We start from the raw sequence: 16445 nt of genomic DNA, 5'->3' as shown, positions 1-16445 counted from the left end.
TTATGAAACAGGTAAGTCAATTCATTTGTGTGCTGTGTTTTATGGCACTGGTTGTACAGGCCAGAGCACAGAATATTTACACAGACAGGCCCACCCAAACCACCTCTTCTGCCATTGTTCCCAAGGGAGTATTTCAGGTTGAAACAGGGTTTTATTTGTTGGAATATTCGGTTGCCACTATGCAACCGAATGGCAATAGCAAATACCAGTATTTCTCTCTAAACAATACTCTGCTACGCTACGGTGTTTCTGAACGGTTTGAATTGCGCTTTTCCCAGGAAGTAGGTAAAAGAAGACAGGTAATTGATGGTAATATTCTCTTTGTGAACGATGCCCAAGTGGCTCCTACCATGTTTGGCGCCAAGGTGGGATTGGTTAAGGATAATTCTTCCCTACCGGATATAGGGCTTATTGTAAGTGCCGGAGGCGGGATTTTTGAAGAAACCCAAAGTGGCCTTCTTACCGATATACGGCTGGCAGTAGATGCCCCTCTGGCTGAGTCGCTGGCTCTTTCGGCCAACCTGGGAATGACCCACAACAATGGTTTTGAAAACAGAAATACCTTTTACACCCTCATGTTTGCCTATGGGCTCAATGATAAATTGGGAGTGTTTATTGAATCTTATGGAGGATTTCCAAAGGTCGGACAAAGCGAACATGCCATGGATGCCGGCCTTACTTATTTGCTCAGCTCCAGTTTGCAGATAGATGTTTATGGCGGTACTGGGCTTTCAGACAGTGCTTCCAACTTGTTGTTGGGCTTTGGTTTGAGTAAACGATTTTTAAAATAGAAAATATATGAAGCAAGCGGCTGCTAAGATAATGATGGTTCGACCGGCACATTTTGGTTACGATCCATCTACCGCAGAAACAAATTCATTTCAACAAACAGAAGGAGCAGAGCAACAATATGCAATTCAACGTCAGGCCGTAGAAGAATTTAATGGTGCGGTGGCAACCCTAAGAGCTGCGGGTATCGATGTGGTGGTGATTGACGATACCGATGAGCCAAAAAAGCCAAATGCGGTGTTTCCGAACAACTGGGTTTCCTTTCACGATGGTCGTGTAATTCTATATCCCATGTTAGCAGAAAACAGGCGATGGGAAAGACGAATGGATTTGCTCGATGAGTTAGCTGAGGCAGGAGTACCTGTGAAGGAGGTAATAGACATTTCGAAATATGAGGCCGAAGATAAGTTTTTGGAAAGTACGGGAAGCGTGGTCATAGATTATGAAAACGACCTGGCCTATGCTTGCCTTTCTTCGCGAACGCATAAAGACGTTCTCAATAAGCTCTGTGAGCTCAACGGTTATGAGCCTGTCCTTTTTGAGTCTTTTAATAAGGAGGGAGTTCCAGTATACCACACCAATGTGGTTATGTGCATAGCCAGTAAGTATGCCGTTATTTGCGCAGAGTCTATTAGAGAAGACCAGCGTTTTGATGTCTTGCAAACGCTTAAAACAACCGGTCATGAGGTGGTTGAAATTACCATGGATCAGATGTACGGATTTGCCGGTAACATGCTGGAGGTTGAAAACCAGCAGGGAGAGTCCGTTTTGGTAATGTCGCAAACGGCCTATGACAGCCTCACAGAGTCTCAAATACAGTGCCTGTCGGCACATTCTAAAATTCAAACCGTACAGATTCCTACAATAGAAAAGTTTGGTGGTGGTAGTGTGCGCTGTATGATGTGCCGCGTACTGTAAAGGAGAGCGTACAGTACAAACAAAGAAACCAGGCTGTAATGGTATGAATTGGTCTCGGGGCAGGTCTATCTTATTTGCCCCCGGGCCCATATGGCCATTGATTAAGAAGGGGGAATACCTTTTTTCCTATAGAATATTTTCCCGGAAAACGTGGTGCATAAAATTATTGTTAACTATCTGATATTTAAGAGGTAAGGTTTGATTATGATGTCTTTCTTACTAATTTTGCACCTGCTTTTGAGAGAAGGGTCTTTGAGATGATTAAGGTTGAAGTGGTTGATAGTTTAAAGCTGGTCTCCGGCAAAATTGAAGGAGACCTGACCAAAGAAATCGCCAAGAGGTACTTTGAACAAGTAGGGAAGATTGCAAATCAGAATGGGTTGAATAGAGTGATAACTGATTTGCGTGAGGCGAGCCTCAAGGCTGATGAAGTCGATATGAGTGAACTTTCTCAAGAGCTTGCTCAGCTTGGAGTGTCATCTTTTTACAAACGTGCAGTTGTGGTTAGGGAAGATGTAAAAGGATACAAACAGTGGGAGAATCATAATCTAAGTGCAGGCCATAGAGATATGCGTTTGTTCGTAGATCATGAAACGGCTATGGAGTGGTTAGCTGAGTGAAAATTTGAGGCTGTCGGGTAGGGCAGCCTCTTTTTTTTGTCCTTATTTTGCCCTTTTTCTTTAGTTTAGGCCTTCAGTACTTTTTTAAATAATGCACCGGATTTTCCCGCGCTATTCGGTCGAATTCAAGCTCCGTTAATCCCCCTCTTAACTGCGCCAGCAAATCTTTTTCAGAAAAGTGATTACGCACCACGTAAAAATCAGTGCCAAATAATACCCGTTGGCTCAACTGTGGATTTATATCAGGGTTAATGGTCTCCTTAAGAAGAGGAAGTATTCTGGGCTTACTCAGTATATAGCTAATGTCGGCATATACATTGGGGTATTGCACCATAAGGCTGCACATAATGGAATACCAGTCTACAAACCGCCATACCTGCGAAAGGATGTTCCAATTGATGCTTGAGTTTTGGTTGAGACGAAAATCAATACCCCTACTTCTGTCCTTAATTAACTGTTGCGAAAAAGAATACCGGTCCGATTCCAAATACTTTACCCATTCCTCTTCACCTCCAAAGTGAGCCAGGCATACCTTTAGGTGAGAAAGGTGGTGAGCCAATGGGGTCTGCTCATCTACATATCCAAAAAGCTCTTTAAGGACAGGTTTGGTCGATTTGGCTACCAATGTTCTCAACAGAGGTTCGCTGAGCAGGCACAGATAGTTGAGCGGATGGGTGAAATTGATACTGAAATCGTAGTTCTTTTTTTCAGGAAGGCTCAGCGGTCTCATATTTCCTTTGCCATCAGACTCCTGAAAAACCGGATGCTCATTCCATTCTTTTTTCTTTTTACCTCTGTAGAAAATTGTGCCTGCTATAGCGTGGGTCATTATAGGAATCCCACGGTCGGCTGCATATTTCCATAAGGGCAACAAGTCTTCATCGAAAGGATAGTAGCCCAAGGCAGGGTAAATTTTAAATCCGCTGAACCCTTGAGTTTCTATGTATTCTTTAATAGCACAATCGTTCAGGTTTACTTTTCCATTGTCTACGGTATAGCTAAAGAATGAGTCGCCTTCCTCTCTTATTCTTCTTGGGTCTATGAACACAAAGGGCTCGAGCCACTGCCCCGAACTGCTTTTCTTCAACTTTACCAGCTCAGCCATTTGTTGTTTAAAATCGCCTTGAGCGGGCAATTTTCCAGCTTCCATGTATTTCATATCCATGGGTAGTACTACAAATCGGGTTCCTGAAGGATATTGATTTTTTAGACGTGTAAACACTCCGCTCTGCGTTTTATACAAGGCAAACCGGCCTAGCAACAAGTATCTTTCTAATAATTCGAAAGTGCGTTTGCCGGGAATAAACCGAAGGAACCTCCAAATGAGCTTAAGCAGTGTAAAAATGATCTTGCGCGAATTAGGAATTAAAAAAACAACGATTACTACCAGACTGATTTGCCAGACCACAGAGGGGTGCTTTAATACCACAAACCATTCGGTTAAACGTGCCTGAAGCTTTTCGATTTGCGCTAAGAACCCGCTACTTGCCGGGCTTATGGACGAAAGCCAGGAAACCAGAACAAAGAAGGCATTAATAGATAGCCAAAAGGCCAACACTTTGAGAAGAATACCCGAGAGTATGTGGTTGTTGATGGCTTGAATAAAGTCTTTTACGCGGTTGTAAAGCGAGTTGGGGGCATATTTCTGCCGACCGCTGAAGCGAAGCCATTTCTTAATGCCCGAAGTGATCCATCGTAGATTGATAAGATAATAGAAAGGCCAAAACACAAATGATTTGGCTAAAAAGGGAGGCACATGGTCGCGGGTGAAAATATGCGTATGACAATTGATGATTTCTTTTTTGGCTGAAGGCATAAGGTATGTGCGTTAGGAAATGGAAATTACAAAAAAACAACTGTCGTTCAATGGGTTAGGAAACTGTTGAATCGTAGAATTTACGCACAAGTCCATTTGATAACTTTATCAAGCAAGGTGGGTGAATGCTTAATAGGTGTAGAGGAGTGAATGGCTAGGTGGTAAAATTAAGCCGGTCTTGTAATGCAGAGCTACCTCACCACTAAGTATATGGTTAATGCTTTTTTTGATAAAAAGAACAGGAGTCAGTTTATTGTAAAGCGACTCCTGTTACAAGTTATAGCCAGTAATGAACCGTTTTTAATCTTTATTAAGGTTCATTAGTGAATGAAGTTTTGCTTCAATAGATCACTTCTAAGAAACCTGGTTTAGGTCTTAGTCAAGTACAACACAATATAACTGTGCTTCTTTGGATCCTTTGTAGTAAACCAATAAATGGTTATTCATTACAATGGCTGAGGGTGGAGCATCTGTCTTAACCAACCTTTCCTTTATTTGGGTTGGGCTTGGAGACCAACTCGTGCCATCAAAACTTGTAACGAATAGGCCCTGTTCTGATTTGCCACTACCTTGAAATACTATATATAGTTTGTTCTTGAAGACAACAGCTGCCGGGGTACTTGAAGTTTGGCAGTTAGGGACTGCCTGGGGTGCAGCCCCTCCAAGTTTACACATAACAGTCCCGGAGGTTTGACCAATGCTTTTGTAAATTATCGTTTTAATGCCATTGAATTTAATCACGCATGGTGTTGTGTCTGTGGCTTCGGGTAGTAGATTGGTAATGGTTCCAGAAGCCTCGGGGATTGTTGTTTCCAATTGCCAGATAGATGTAGTACCTCCCGACCCTTTATATATCACATCAAAAGATCCATCACCTGTATACAATGAGGGCGTTTTATCTGTGGTCGCGTCTGATGTATAGGTTACAAGCCCACCAAATTGATCTAGCTCTGGGTTGCTTGAGTTTAGATAAAGGTTACTATTACCATTGCCTTTAAAGACAGTCTGAATAGCGTTATTATAACCTATTGCTGCCGGTGGGCTGTCGGTGGTCATTCTATTCGGGAACATATGTGGTTCTCGGTACCAACTGAGCCCGTCAAGTGAGGAAGTTACAAATAGGTTCAGTGGGAAATCATTACCGGCTTGCCGGTATACAATGCAACTAACATTTAGATTAACATCTAAACATTTATATGTGGATACCGCCACCTGTTCTTTTGGTTGGATGAAGGCCGGCAACATACCCATGTCAGAAACCCATTGAATGCTATTTCCTCCAAAGGGAGCAAATACACCTTTGCTCCTAACTTGCAAAAAGCCCTCATTGCTAAGTATTGCATAATTTTCACCTTTGGTAGGTGCCGACCAAAGGCTATTTCCTTGGTCATCTACAACTTGCAATTGGCCATCCGTATCAAAATTGAGGGAGCTCGCAGTGTTTTCCTTAATATCGGTTGACCAAAACACGGTTTGATCAGCCCTTCTTATAATTTGAAGGTTTCCATCATCTGAGAAACTTAGATAAAAAACACGATTGACCGAGTAAAGACGATCATTTCTGCCAATGCTTGTGACTCCGGAATCAGCATCTAAAATGAAATAATCTTTCCTGTTCGGCTTAAAAAGATCTGTATTATCCGAAAAACTATTAATGGATTGAGTACCCATTGGTGAAGTTTTTAAACTTAGCCATTTATCAATAATAGCGTCAGGATAACCCATTGTTTCACAGTAAGCATTGATGGTTTTAGGGTGATAGTAATGATGAATAAAATCGTTTGCGAAGGCACCTAGGTAACACTCACTTTGGTGTGCATTTACAAAAAATCCATTGTTGGGGTTGTAATCACTACGCTGGGTTAATATGACTGTGTCACCATCTTTGGCAGTCATATTTACATAGTTCAGCATGTAGTGATCTTCACATGTCCAGCCTATGTATTGTGTGGATATTCTTTTTTCTATTGATTTCTGCCAATTCTGGTCTAGCTGTTTTGCATAGGTTTCGGCTGTTGTGGCAATAGTTCCAGGATGTTCCCCTGTTCTGGTGAGGTTTTCATACTGAAAGTACTGATCAGGGATTTTGTTCATTTTGTAGATCATAGCTTTATCTTGAAGAATAGCTAAAGCTAGGTTGACTCCAAATATGTAAACCGGAATACCAGCAATGGAATGGTCTTGAGCTAGCCTGGTCAAGTTATGCTCTGAAGCTCCTTTATCTCCAATGAGAGAATTTAGTGATTCGTTTAGAATTTGAATGAGGTTCTGACAGACGGGCTCGGTCCATTGGTCATCTCCATTGACTTGAGGGTTTGGAATTGGTAACGCAGTCTGGTAGTTGTCTTTAATGTTTTCTGTCCAGGTTGCATAAATGTTAGTTGTTATGTTTTTTAGATCCTGCTCGTTGACTACTTCCCTCATGATGTCTTCAATCTTTGTATAGTCTATCGCATTTTGCTCTTGAGGAGGGAAGAAATAGTCAAAAAAACCTCCAACAACCATGGTTGCAATTCCACCGGTCATTATTCCTAATATTTCAATCGATGCCTTTTCTGCCGCTTCTTTGCTGTACTTTTTAACTAGGGCTTCAGCAATTTTACCGGCTGCTGTGGCAATTGTGTTTTGGTAATCAGTTAGTTCAGCCTTGTGAACTTCTGTTTTTTCTAGTGTGCTCATTTTGTTTGTTAGTTTATTGAGCCACTAATGTGTTGAGATAAGTTTTTTAATAAGAGAAAATGATGGGTGAATATTCAGCCGTCAGGGGTCAAATTCTCGCCAAATTGAGCTTGAATTGTATTTTGAGAGTAAATAGGTGGGTGTTAAAATAAAATAACCTTGTAAAATATTGCACCTGTCAATTACCAGTTGTCGGTTATTGGTGGTACTTAAGTTCAACCTACAAATAAAAAAGAGGGTATTTCAAAAACTTCAAACTGATCATCTGAACTTGTCTACCGAGACAGGTAGGCGCGTTCAGGGTGATGCTTGCTTAGCTTTTTAAATACCCTCTTTTAGGTTCGTTATCTATGAGTTTTTGCGATTGGAGCTAGAAGACTTCAGGCTTTAAGCCCCCAGTTATGGTTTAGAAAGCCTAAGCTCTACCACCCCCAATCAAGGCTTCCTAATACTTGGCCGGAGTACCGGCAGGAGGTATGCTCTTGCGAATAAACTCACGAATATCTTCATTGGCTTTCTCCAGATCTTCCGCTCTAAGGTACATCATGTGTCCACTTCGGTAACCCTTAAAGCTAAGGCGGTCTTTCAATTTACCACTTGGGTCTAAGTGCCACATGTTGTATTTGGCATTGTAATATGTAGTAGCTCCATCGTAATAGCCCGACTGGGTCATTACATGCAGGTAGGGGTTCATGGCCATGGCCTGCCGCAGGTTCTCACCCGTATTGTCTCCGCTTCTATCCCAAGGGCTTACCGGACCGAACATGTTGTATTTAATATCGGTTTTGTAATTGAGCACATTAGGGAAATAGTAGTTAATGGCCGGGGTAAAAGAGTGTAACCAACTGGTGAGCTCCGAATTGAAGTCAGGACTTGTCCCTGCGTCCATTCGGTCGATACCCTTATATCGGGAATCCAGTCGTCCTACAGTGAATCCTTCGTGCCTGAGCAAATCTTTCCAGAAGAAATTCTCCGGTACATCCAGGTTATGTTGTCTTACCACTTCTTCATCGAGACCGGAGTATCGGGCGAACATGCGAATGGCTTCGTTCTTTTCGCTGTCACTGGCCCAGGCACCTTTGGCAATTACCGGAAGTAATTCGTTTTGCGTGTATTGCTCCGACATTTCCAGTACTTCCAGCAGGTCTTTGCTCTGCAAGTCAGAAGGTAGCTGTTTGTGATACCAGGCTGCAGCGGTATAGTACGGAAGTCTGTTGGCCATTTCTACAGGGCCACTACGGTCGATACCCAATTCGGTAGGCGATACTAATATAACCCCGTTCAGGTACATCCAGTGGCTGCTTTGCAGGCGATATGCCAGGCCGGACACCCGTGTGGTTCCATAGCTTTCGCCAATCAGGTATTTTGGAGAGTTCCATCGGTTGGTTCTGCTCACAAAGGTATTGATCCACTCAGCCAGGTAGCTGATGTCTTGATTTACTCCGAAAAACTGACGTCTGTCGGCTTCCGGGTCCACGATTCGAGAATAGCCCGTATTCACAGGGTTTACAAACACAATGTCAGCCACATCCAGAATGGAGTGGGGGTTGTCTTTCACACCATAGGGTTGAATCGGGTAGCCTTCGTCATCAATCTTGAGAATTTTAGGTCCGGTGTAGGCCAGGTGCATCCACACAGAGGCCGAACCTGGTCCACCATTGAAGCTGATGACCAGAGGCCTACGGTCTTTGTCCGTTACATCTGTTCGTTCATAATAAGTATAGAAGAGGGTGGCCACCGGTTTACCGGCATCGTTCCACACGGGTTGTGTGCCGGCAGTAGCTTCATACTGAACTTTTTTACCTTTAATGGTTACCGCATGCAGGCTTTTAACGGCCGATTCTATTGGGATATGTCTTTCGAACTCCTGGGCACTCAGACCAAGGCTAAAGAGTACCAAAAGAGCTATTGTCCATAGTTTCATTGTTCTCATAGTGTTGAAATTAATCTAAGGTGTATCTGAATTCTCGTTTTAAGCCTCTGTTCAATTGAGGAATAGTGTTTTTAATGATTTGCTGGGTTTCATTGGCCAGTTTTGGCAGCATTGAGTAGTAGTAATCAAATTGCGCCTTCTGGTCGCCTGTCCAGGGGCCAATCCATCCACTCGACTCATAATAGAGTGAGCGCACCCTGCTGAGCAGTTCACCATAACGGTCGTTGAGCTGGTGAATGGCTTTTGCAGCGTCTTCATTGTAGCTTACCTTTTCTCTATCCAGTTTGTTCAGGTGCCAGCCCATTTGTTGGGCCGGTAGCATACCATCAATCACGGCTTCGTATAGTTTTCCTATTTTGAGCAATGAGGCATGCCATTCCTTTTGCACATTGATGCTCACGTCTAGTCGAGGGTCGTTTTTAACCCTAAAGGTTTGCTCTATTACCTTACCGTCATAAGATAATCTTGCTTTGTAAAGCCCGGGAATTACCTCCGGTCCGCCAAGGCCGAATCCTCGACCCCTTCGGTTACTGTTTGGATCGGAGTTCATGGCTTTGAAGTCTGGTCCACGGAAATTCCAGTAGGTCCGGTGAATTCCTGCTTTGCCGGAGGTGTTTACTTCGGCCAGTTCGTTGCCGGCCATATCATGAATGGTGAGTTTGAGCTTTCCGGCATCAACAGAGTCGCGCAAGTAATAGTCAATGGCTGCTCCGTAGCGCGGATTTTCTCCACGATAATACATGTCACCTGTATGTGCTCCACCAATGTTTCGGTTAACCATCTCTGCATCGGCAATGCTAAAGAGTGCCATTTTTTGATGCCATTGAGAGCCAATTTCCTGCAAAGCCGAGAGGTTATCGAGAATCCAAACCCCTCTGCCATGCGAGGCCAAAATCAGGTCGTTATCTCTGGGGTGAATTACCAGATCGTTGAAGGGGAGGGTAGGCATATTGTTTTTAAGCTCCACCCAATTCTTGCCTCCATTAAAACTAACAAATAAGCCAAGTTCAGTGCCCAGGTATAATAAATCAGGGTTTTTAGGATCTTCGCGCAGTACCCGGGCCACCCGGTTGGCCGGAAGGTCGCCTGCAACAGACTCCCAGGTCTTTCCACCATTACTGGTTTTATAGATGTAGTTGTTGAAGTCGTTGTTTCTGTAGTTGTTAATGGCCACATAGGCTGTACCGGCATGGTGCGAAGATACTTCAATGGTGTTGATCCATGAGTCTTTTGGCAAACCGGGAAGTTTATCGCTTACAATTGTCCAGGTGTTACCATCGTCTGTAGAAACCTGTAGTAATCCATCGTCAGTACCGGCATACAGGTGCCCGGCAACAAACCGGTCTTCGGCAATTGCGGTCAGGGTAGGATAGTAGGGTATACCGTCATCGAGTGAATGGGTAGAGGTATCCGCTCTTTGTCCCATAATGGTGAGCTCTCTGCGGTTGACACGGGTGGTGAGGTTACCCAGGCTTTTCCAGGTAGCTCCTCCGTCAGTGCTTTTCCAAAGCTGGTCGGTCCCAGCATATATTGTGTTGGGGTCGTGGTAACTCAGGAAGAACGGGCCGTCCCAGTTGGCTGGAGCCATGGCGTTGCCGAGTTCGGGCTCGGGAATACCGGGCCCCCAAGCATCCCAGTTTCGTCTGGCACTTATGTGTCCTCTGGGGTCTCCCGGACGAATGCTTTGTCGCTGACCGTTTTTCATGTTAAGTCTGGATAAGCCCAGATACTGCGATTCGGTATAAACAATGTCAGGGTCGGTAAGGTGGGGAAGGTTCAAAAAGCCGTCTCCGCCTCCTAGTTTTTTCCAGTCTTCGTTGAGAATACCCGCACTTCGGTAGGTTTCAGAAGGGCCTACCCAGCTTCCGTTGTCTTGCAAGCCGCCATACACGTTGTAAGGAGTGGCCATGTCTACTGCAACTCTATAGTATTGAGATACGGGAAGGTTGTTAATAAATAGCCAGGTTTCGCCACGGTCGTAGGAGATGCCAATTCCTCCATCATCGCCTTTCATTACATGGCGCGAATCTTTTGGGTTCACCCAAAAAATGCGATCATCTCCATGCAGGGACTGCCGGGCCGGACGGAAGGTTCTGCCAGAATCGCTTGAATAGCTGTACTGGTTCATCATGTATATGCGTGAAGCATCACTAGGGTCAACCAGTGGCTGGCTGGCATACATTGGACGAGGGTTCCAATCACTCATAAACTCCCAGCTCTCGCCTTTGTCTTTCGATCTGTAAACGCCTGCTCTTCTTTCATTATAGGCCGTGGAGGCATTGTATTGATAGCCTTGTTCTACGGAGACATAGACAATGTTAGGGTCTTTACGGAAGATGGAAATTCCAATTCTTCCATAGTCGCCCTCGGGTAGTCCGTTTCTTAGTTCTTTCCAGGTTTTACCTCCATCGGTAGATTTGTGAAGCCCTGAACCCGGTCCCCCGCCATCAAAGCCAAAAGGTGTTCTTCTACGTTGGTAGGTGGCGGCATAAACTATTTCAGGGTTCTGCGGGTCCAACGCTACGTCAACTACTCCGGTGTCGTCATTCACATAAATAATTCGGTTCCATGTTTTTCCACCATCAGTGGTTTTATAAAGACCACGCATATTGTTGGGGCCCCAAAGGTGGCCCATTGCAGCCACATAGGCCACGTTGGTGTCGGAAGGGTGCAAGGCAATTCGGCCAATGTGGTGAGAGTCTTTGAGGCCCATGTGTTGCCATGTCTTTCCTCCATTGCTCGATTTGTAAATCCCGTCTCCCCAGGAAGAGCTTTGTCTGTTGGCTCTTTCACCGGTACCTACCCATACTATGTTGGGGTGTTTTTGATGCAGGGCAATGGCTCCAACGGAGTGGGTGTTTTCGTTTTCGAAAACCGGCTCCATGGTTACTCCGTTGTTGGTGGTTTTCCATACCCCTCCGGTAGCTGTGGCAATGTAGAAGGTATAGGGGTCTTCTTCATATACGGCCAGGTCTACCACACGACCACTCATGGTGGCGGGGCCAATGTTTCTAATGTGTAGGCCGGATAAGGTTTGAGAAGTGATTTGAGCCTGCAGTGAGGCGGTTAGAGTAAAAAATAGGCTGAATAAAAGCAGAAGCGTTTTTTTCATTTGGTTTTTTGTTGAATGAGGCCTCAAGATAAAAATTATCGCTTCTGCCAAAGTTCATTTTTTTAAGAGTGGTAGCTAATCTGCGCTAAGCAGGAATTTCGTTTATTTGAAGTCTTGCTTGCTAAAAACTACTAACAAACAAACCTATGCGGAAGTACATTCTGCTAATAGCGGTGCTTAAATGTGTATGCTTTGTTGCTTTTGGGCAGAAACTGATGACTTACAGGCCAAGAGTGTCGGAGGTTACCGTATCTTCTATTGGTAACTACAGTGCCATGGGCCCCGATGGGCTTACCACAAGAATCCAAACCGATAGGCTTTGGCAGTATCGCTTTGGCATTCCGCTGGTGCTTAGAGAGAAAACACTTTTTGGTGTACAGCTTAAGCATACAGAGTTGGCCTATCAGACTTTGTCTCTTTCGGGCACCAACGAACCGCTCTACGAAAAGCTCGATGAGGGCAAACTCTTCAATACGGGCATAAACTTGCTTTATCAACGAACGCTGGAAAACAGTAAACAGCTTATTCTTATTGGAGTGTCTGAATTGGCCAGCAACGAATTCAGCTTGAACCGATTTGCCGGTAGACACTATATATCGGGTATGCTTACCCGGAAACCTAACGAACGGGTTCGCTGGGGCTATGGAGGAGTGGTTAATTATGCACTGGGTATTTGGAATGTATATCCTACGCTATTGTATCACAGGCAGTTGAGGGATAAGTGGTTGCTTGAACTCAATCTGCCGGGCAATGCACAGCTAAGGTTCCACCCAGATAATAAGACGCACATTATAGCAAAATTGGCTTTTGACAACTGGCGATATAATGTAACAGACGCTTTGCAAGACGGGTCGGGTCAATTTACGCTGCAAAGAGCCGATATATATGGTGGGCTAATGCTTGAGAAGCAGCTCTACGATTGGCTTTGGCTGGCCGGTGAAGTAAGCTATCTGAGCAACCTGAGCTTTTTTGTGGCCGAACCCGGAGAGCGATTGCGCAATGCAGTGGAGGAGTTTAAGGTAGATGACAGCACTCAGCTGAAGTTTTCCCTGTTTCTTGTGCCTCCACAAAAGCTTTGGAGTGGCATAAAAGCCAGGTAAGGGCATTGGTACGGCCCTGGCCTGGCGTATTAATTCATGTGAAATACCTTAGCTTAAAACTAATTTTAGTAGCCGCTTTTTATCTTTTCCAGCATGGTTCCCATGGAGCTGCGAATGGTGCCGGTGGGGGCCGTAAAGTGGTTAACCATAAGTGCAAAGTAAAGCAGCTTGCCTTTGTCAGTGCGAATGTAGCCAGCGAGGCAATGATTATGTCGCAGGGTTCCGGTTTTGGCATACACGTAAGGGCCGTAGCGGCTTTGAAGGGTTCCTGAAGTGCCTCCCTGAGCCATTAAAGGTAAGATGCGCTGTTCACGGAATAAACTCAGCAGGGCAATGAATTCTGAGGGTTTAAACATATTGTAGCGCGAAAGCCCCGAACCATCTACCCATACTAAATCTTCCGGATTGTTGGTTTGTTGTTTCCAGCTATTCACTGCTGCCTCAATGCCCTTTTCTGTGTTTAGAGTATCGCTCATTTGTCCGCTAATCATTAGCAGAAGCTGTTCGGCAAAGAGGTTGTCAGAAGGTTGGAGAGTCCACTTATAAAGACTGTCTGCAGGAACTCCGGGCAGGGTTTGGTAGTACTGTGGACGCTTATTTAAGGCAATGTGTTCAATGGGTTGGCCTACTTCTTTGGCCAGTAAATCGGTAAAAAGAGCATGATTATAATGGAAAGACCTAAGAAGAGTGTCGGGCTCATCCGAATCAGAAAAATCAATCGTAAACTCATTCCACCATTCATCTCGTACCACTCTGTTTCTCCGTGCATTGAGCGAGTCGGTGGTTACTCTAAAGCCCTGATGGTAAGGCTGTAGACTATAGGTTTTGTTTTGATTGTTGAGAATAAACCTCACGCTATTGCCATACAATGGAAATACAGACTTCTCAGCTCCGTAATAGTAAGGATAGTCGTCCCAGCCCCAACCCGGTCCAAAGCGCGAATCTTTGGTAGGCCGAACCCAGTAGTAAAGCCGTTTGTCAGAGGCTTTTAAGAATTGTATGACGGTAGAATCGGGATGATCCGGATGAAGGGTTAGCGGATAACCTGTGCTCCAAAAAATCAAGGAATCTCCCTTTATTATGTATTCCAAAGCCGGTAATGTGTCGGGCAAGTGCTGCATGGCTCCAAACACCGTAAAGAGTTTGCTTGTAGATGCCGGAGTCATGTGCTTGTGAGCATTCTGCTCAAAAATTGGTTTAGATCGTTCGGGGTCAACCAATGTAAAGCCTATGTAGGCGTTTTCGAACCCCGGTAATTCTTGCAGGTCTTTTCGGATTTTGCGCTTGGAATACCGTTGGCCCCAGATGCTCTGGCAGGCCAACAAGAGTAACAAAACCAGGCAGAGTATTCTGCTATTCATAGAACACGGCCATTTCGTCCAGGCTTTTTCTCTTAATGTTGGGCACATAAACCTCATTGGCTTCATAGCCTACAGGAAGGAGCAAATAAGGTCTTTCATTGTCCGGACGGTTCAGGATTTTTTGCAGAAAATTCATGGGACTTGGTGTATGGGTGAGAGTAACCAAACCCGCATCGTGAATGGCCGTTATGAGCATTCCTGCGGCCAGACCAACCGATTCGTTGACATAATAATTCTGATGTTTAGACCCATCATCATTGTATTCAAATGGTCGTTTGAAAACTATGATTAGGTATGGAGCTATCTCTAGAAAAGGCTTTCTCCAATCCGTTCCCATAGGTTTCAGGTCTTGGAGCCACTCATCGCTCATTCGGTTGGTATAGCTTTCGTATTCTTCCTTTTCAGCAGCTTCCCGGATTTGCTTTTTGAGTTCCGGATTGCTTACCACACAGAAAGTCCAGGGTTGTTTGTGTGCGCCTGAAGGGGCTGTTGAAGCCGATTTAATAATATTTTCGATAACTTCTTTGGGCACCGGCCGATCCGAAAATTCGCGAACAGACCTTCTTGTATCCATCCACTCAAAGAAGTTGCGACTTCTCTGAATCATTTCTTCGGGCTCATAGTGTACATGGCTGTACTCAATGTGCTCATATCCTTCAATTACTTTAACCGCTGGCTGTTTTTCCATAGATAGTCGTTTCTTAGAATTTCGAAGTTAGGGAAAAATTGCTTTTGGCGTATTTCGTTTTCTTTTGAAATCTAATGCCAAAACTGTGGTAGGTGGGGTGGGATACTTACGTTTTTGTGCTGAATTTGAATAAGGATACTGGCATTGGCATAACAAGGCTGTGCGCAATAGCACAATTCCGTTATTTTCGGCCCCAAACAACATCAATGTTCAAAAAGGGTGGGCTACTTTTGGCCACTGTAAAATTTAAAGAATGAAGAGAGTTATAATTTTCCTGCTAGTTCTGCTTACTTTTTCATCGTTAAAAGCTCAAAACGTACCGGGAGACCAATTGGGCGCCTGGTACATGTACTTCTTTAACAAGAAGTTTGGTGACGGCCCTTTTGGTATTCAGGGCGATTATCAGTTCCGTTTTTGGAATGCCGGAAGCGACCTTGAGCAGTTGTTGCTACGCACCGGTATCACCTATACTCCCGAAAAATCGAACGTATTGCTTACTTTGGGGTATGGCCACATCACCACCGGAGAGTTTGGAGATGGTACGAATACTTTCAATGAAAGCCGCATTTATCAGGAGGCTTTGCTTCCTCACCGCCTGGGCAGCAGAGTACTCCTCACACATCGGTTTAGATACGAGCAACGTTGGGTAGCCGATCAGAATTTTCGAACCCGATACCGGTACAATATTTTTGTGAATATTCCGCTCAATGCTACGGAGCTGAAGAAGGGCACAACATATATAGCCCTGTACAATGAGTTATTTATTAATGGCCAAAGAGGTATTGGCGATGGAAGAAGCGTACAATACTTCGATCGAAACCGCACGTATGTGGGAATGGGGTATGGTTTGAATGACAAACTGCGTATGCAATTGGGATGGATGAAACAAACCACCAATAACTGGGATAAAGGCCAGGCGCAAATCAGCCTTCATCATAACTGGTAAAGCGTCTATTACTGAAAATATACTTAGAGCGCCCCTGTTTGTTTAAGGTATAGGCGCTCTACTTTTTCTCGTGCCCAGGGAGTTTTTCGCAAAAACTTAAGGCTGGAATTAATGCTAGGATTGCTTTTAAAGCAATTAATGTTGACCTGCTCGGCCATGCGTTCCCAACCCATGTCGGCTACCAAATGCTCAAGTATATGAGCCAACTTTACGCCATGTAAAGGGTTATTGGGCTGGCTCCCAATTTTCTCGTTCCGGGTATATTCAATTGCCATAAAGCAAAGGTAAGGAATTGCGTGAAGTGGTAGTGAAGTTCTGGGCGAAGGCATTTGCTTTTTTGCTGTAGGCTGCTCATCGTTAAAGGTGGCCGAGTTGCATGCTTTTTAAAATAATAATAGGGTTACTTACTTAAGTCGCAAGAAGTATATTTCTGAACCTTGCCTCCATTTGTGTCTTCACAAATGGCTGTTAAAAGACGCTGTG

The 16445-nt window shown here is 44.5% G+C and carries 12 protein-coding genes; 5 read left to right on the top strand and 7 right to left on the bottom strand.

Annotation, left to right across the window (positions count from 1 at the left end):
- The first annotated feature begins 2 nt into the window (after positions 1–2).
- From B3O12_RS07115 to B3O12_RS07105, 3 genes are all read left to right on the top strand, one after another.
- Complete coding sequence (locus B3O12_RS07115) at positions 3–791, top strand: transporter (protein WP_286755790.1); 789 nt, start codon at positions 3–5, stop codon at positions 789–791.
- Between the two features lie 7 nt (positions 792–798).
- Positions 799–1707: a citrulline utilization hydrolase CtlX gene (ctlX, locus tag B3O12_RS07110; RefSeq protein WP_286755789.1), complete on the top strand. Its 909-nt coding sequence runs from the start codon at positions 799–801 to the stop codon at positions 1705–1707.
- Positions 1708–1964: 257 nt separating this feature from the next.
- Positions 1965–2327 carry an STAS/SEC14 domain-containing protein gene (locus B3O12_RS07105; protein WP_189629721.1) on the top strand — a complete coding sequence of 121 codons (363 nt, stop codon included), beginning with the start codon at positions 1965–1967 and terminating at the stop codon, positions 2325–2327.
- Between the two features lie 73 nt (positions 2328–2400).
- Here B3O12_RS07105 and B3O12_RS07100 read toward each other — a convergent pair whose 3' ends face one another.
- The 4 genes from B3O12_RS07100 to B3O12_RS07085 form a co-directional block, all read right to left on the bottom strand.
- Positions 2401–4143, bottom strand: a complete 1743-nt coding sequence (locus B3O12_RS07100; RefSeq protein ID WP_286755788.1) for an amidohydrolase family protein — start codon at positions 4141–4143, stop codon at positions 2401–2403.
- 375 nt (positions 4144–4518) lie between these two features.
- Positions 4519–6822, bottom strand: coding sequence for a hypothetical protein (locus B3O12_RS07095; RefSeq protein ID WP_286755787.1), 2304 nt, complete (start codon positions 6820–6822; stop codon positions 4519–4521).
- Positions 6823–7267: 445 nt separating this feature from the next.
- The gene (locus tag B3O12_RS07090; RefSeq protein WP_370299061.1) at positions 7268–8755 is read right to left on the bottom strand and encodes a S10 family peptidase; all 1488 of its coding nucleotides are present in this window, start codon (positions 8753–8755) and stop codon (positions 7268–7270) included.
- 10 nt (positions 8756–8765) lie between these two features.
- The gene (locus B3O12_RS07085) at positions 8766–11867 is read right to left on the bottom strand and encodes a WD40/YVTN/BNR-like repeat-containing protein (RefSeq protein WP_286755786.1); all 3102 of its coding nucleotides are present in this window, start codon (positions 11865–11867) and stop codon (positions 8766–8768) included.
- 146 nt (positions 11868–12013) lie between these two features.
- Between B3O12_RS07085 and B3O12_RS07080 the strand changes: the two genes are divergently transcribed.
- Positions 12014–12967 (top strand): DUF6268 family outer membrane beta-barrel protein, encoded by a 954-nt coding sequence (locus B3O12_RS07080; RefSeq protein ID WP_286755785.1) that lies wholly within the window; start codon positions 12014–12016, stop codon positions 12965–12967.
- A gap of 65 nt (positions 12968–13032) precedes the next feature.
- On the opposite strand, the gene B3O12_RS07075 is transcribed toward B3O12_RS07080, so the two are convergent.
- Positions 13033–14328, bottom strand: a complete 1296-nt coding sequence (locus B3O12_RS07075) for a D-alanyl-D-alanine carboxypeptidase (RefSeq protein WP_286755784.1) — start codon at positions 14326–14328, stop codon at positions 13033–13035.
- On the bottom strand, positions 14321–15016 hold the full coding sequence (locus B3O12_RS07070; RefSeq protein WP_189629727.1) for a nitroreductase family protein: 696 nt from the start codon (positions 15014–15016) through the stop codon (positions 14321–14323). The genes B3O12_RS07075 and B3O12_RS07070 overlap by 8 nt, the downstream gene beginning before the upstream one ends.
- 253 nt (positions 15017–15269) lie before the next feature.
- On the opposite strand from B3O12_RS07070, the gene B3O12_RS07065 reads away from it, so the two are divergent.
- The gene (locus B3O12_RS07065) at positions 15270–15962 is read left to right on the top strand and encodes a DUF2490 domain-containing protein (protein WP_286755783.1); all 693 of its coding nucleotides are present in this window, start codon (positions 15270–15272) and stop codon (positions 15960–15962) included.
- A gap of 23 nt (positions 15963–15985) precedes the next feature.
- Here the strand turns inward: B3O12_RS07065 and B3O12_RS07060 are convergent, their stop codons facing one another.
- Positions 15986–16237 (bottom strand): VF530 family protein, encoded by a 252-nt coding sequence (locus B3O12_RS07060; protein ID WP_286748245.1) that lies wholly within the window; start codon positions 16235–16237, stop codon positions 15986–15988.
- Positions 16238–16445: the final 208 nt, after the last annotated feature.

It is taken from the genome of Roseivirga sp. UBA838 (assembly GCF_002296035.1).
Lineage (GTDB): Bacteria > Bacteroidota > Bacteroidia > Cytophagales > Cyclobacteriaceae > Roseivirga > Roseivirga thermotolerans.
This window is presented reverse-complemented; position numbering and strand designations above follow the sequence as displayed.

Coding starts and splice junctions, on each gene's coding strand:
- B3O12_RS07085 (WP_286755786.1), bottom strand. CDS start 11,867: ATGAAAAAAACGCTTCTGCTTTTATTCAGCCTATTTTTTACTCTAACC.
- B3O12_RS07105 (WP_189629721.1), top strand. CDS start 1,965: ATGATTAAGGTTGAAGTGGTTGATAGTTTAAAGCTGGTCTCCGGCAAA.
- B3O12_RS07115 (WP_286755790.1), top strand. CDS start 3: ATGAAACAGGTAAGTCAATTCATTTGTGTGCTGTGTTTTATGGCACTG.
- B3O12_RS07100 (WP_286755788.1), bottom strand. CDS start 4,143: ATGCCTTCAGCCAAAAAAGAAATCATCAATTGTCATACGCATATTTTC.
- B3O12_RS07090 (WP_370299061.1), bottom strand. CDS start 8,755: ATGAGAACAATGAAACTATGGACAATAGCTCTTTTGGTACTCTTTAGC.
- B3O12_RS07070 (WP_189629727.1), bottom strand. CDS start 15,016: ATGGAAAAACAGCCAGCGGTTAAAGTAATTGAAGGATATGAGCACATT.
- B3O12_RS07065 (WP_286755783.1), top strand. CDS start 15,270: ATGAAGAGAGTTATAATTTTCCTGCTAGTTCTGCTTACTTTTTCATCG.
- B3O12_RS07075 (WP_286755784.1), bottom strand. CDS start 14,328: ATGAATAGCAGAATACTCTGCCTGGTTTTGTTACTCTTGTTGGCCTGC.
- ctlX (WP_286755789.1), top strand. CDS start 799: ATGAAGCAAGCGGCTGCTAAGATAATGATGGTTCGACCGGCACATTTT.
- B3O12_RS07095 (WP_286755787.1), bottom strand. CDS start 6,822: ATGAGCACACTAGAAAAAACAGAAGTTCACAAGGCTGAACTAACTGAT.
- B3O12_RS07060 (WP_286748245.1), bottom strand. CDS start 16,237: ATGGCAATTGAATATACCCGGAACGAGAAAATTGGGAGCCAGCCCAAT.
- B3O12_RS07080 (WP_286755785.1), top strand. CDS start 12,014: ATGCGGAAGTACATTCTGCTAATAGCGGTGCTTAAATGTGTATGCTTT.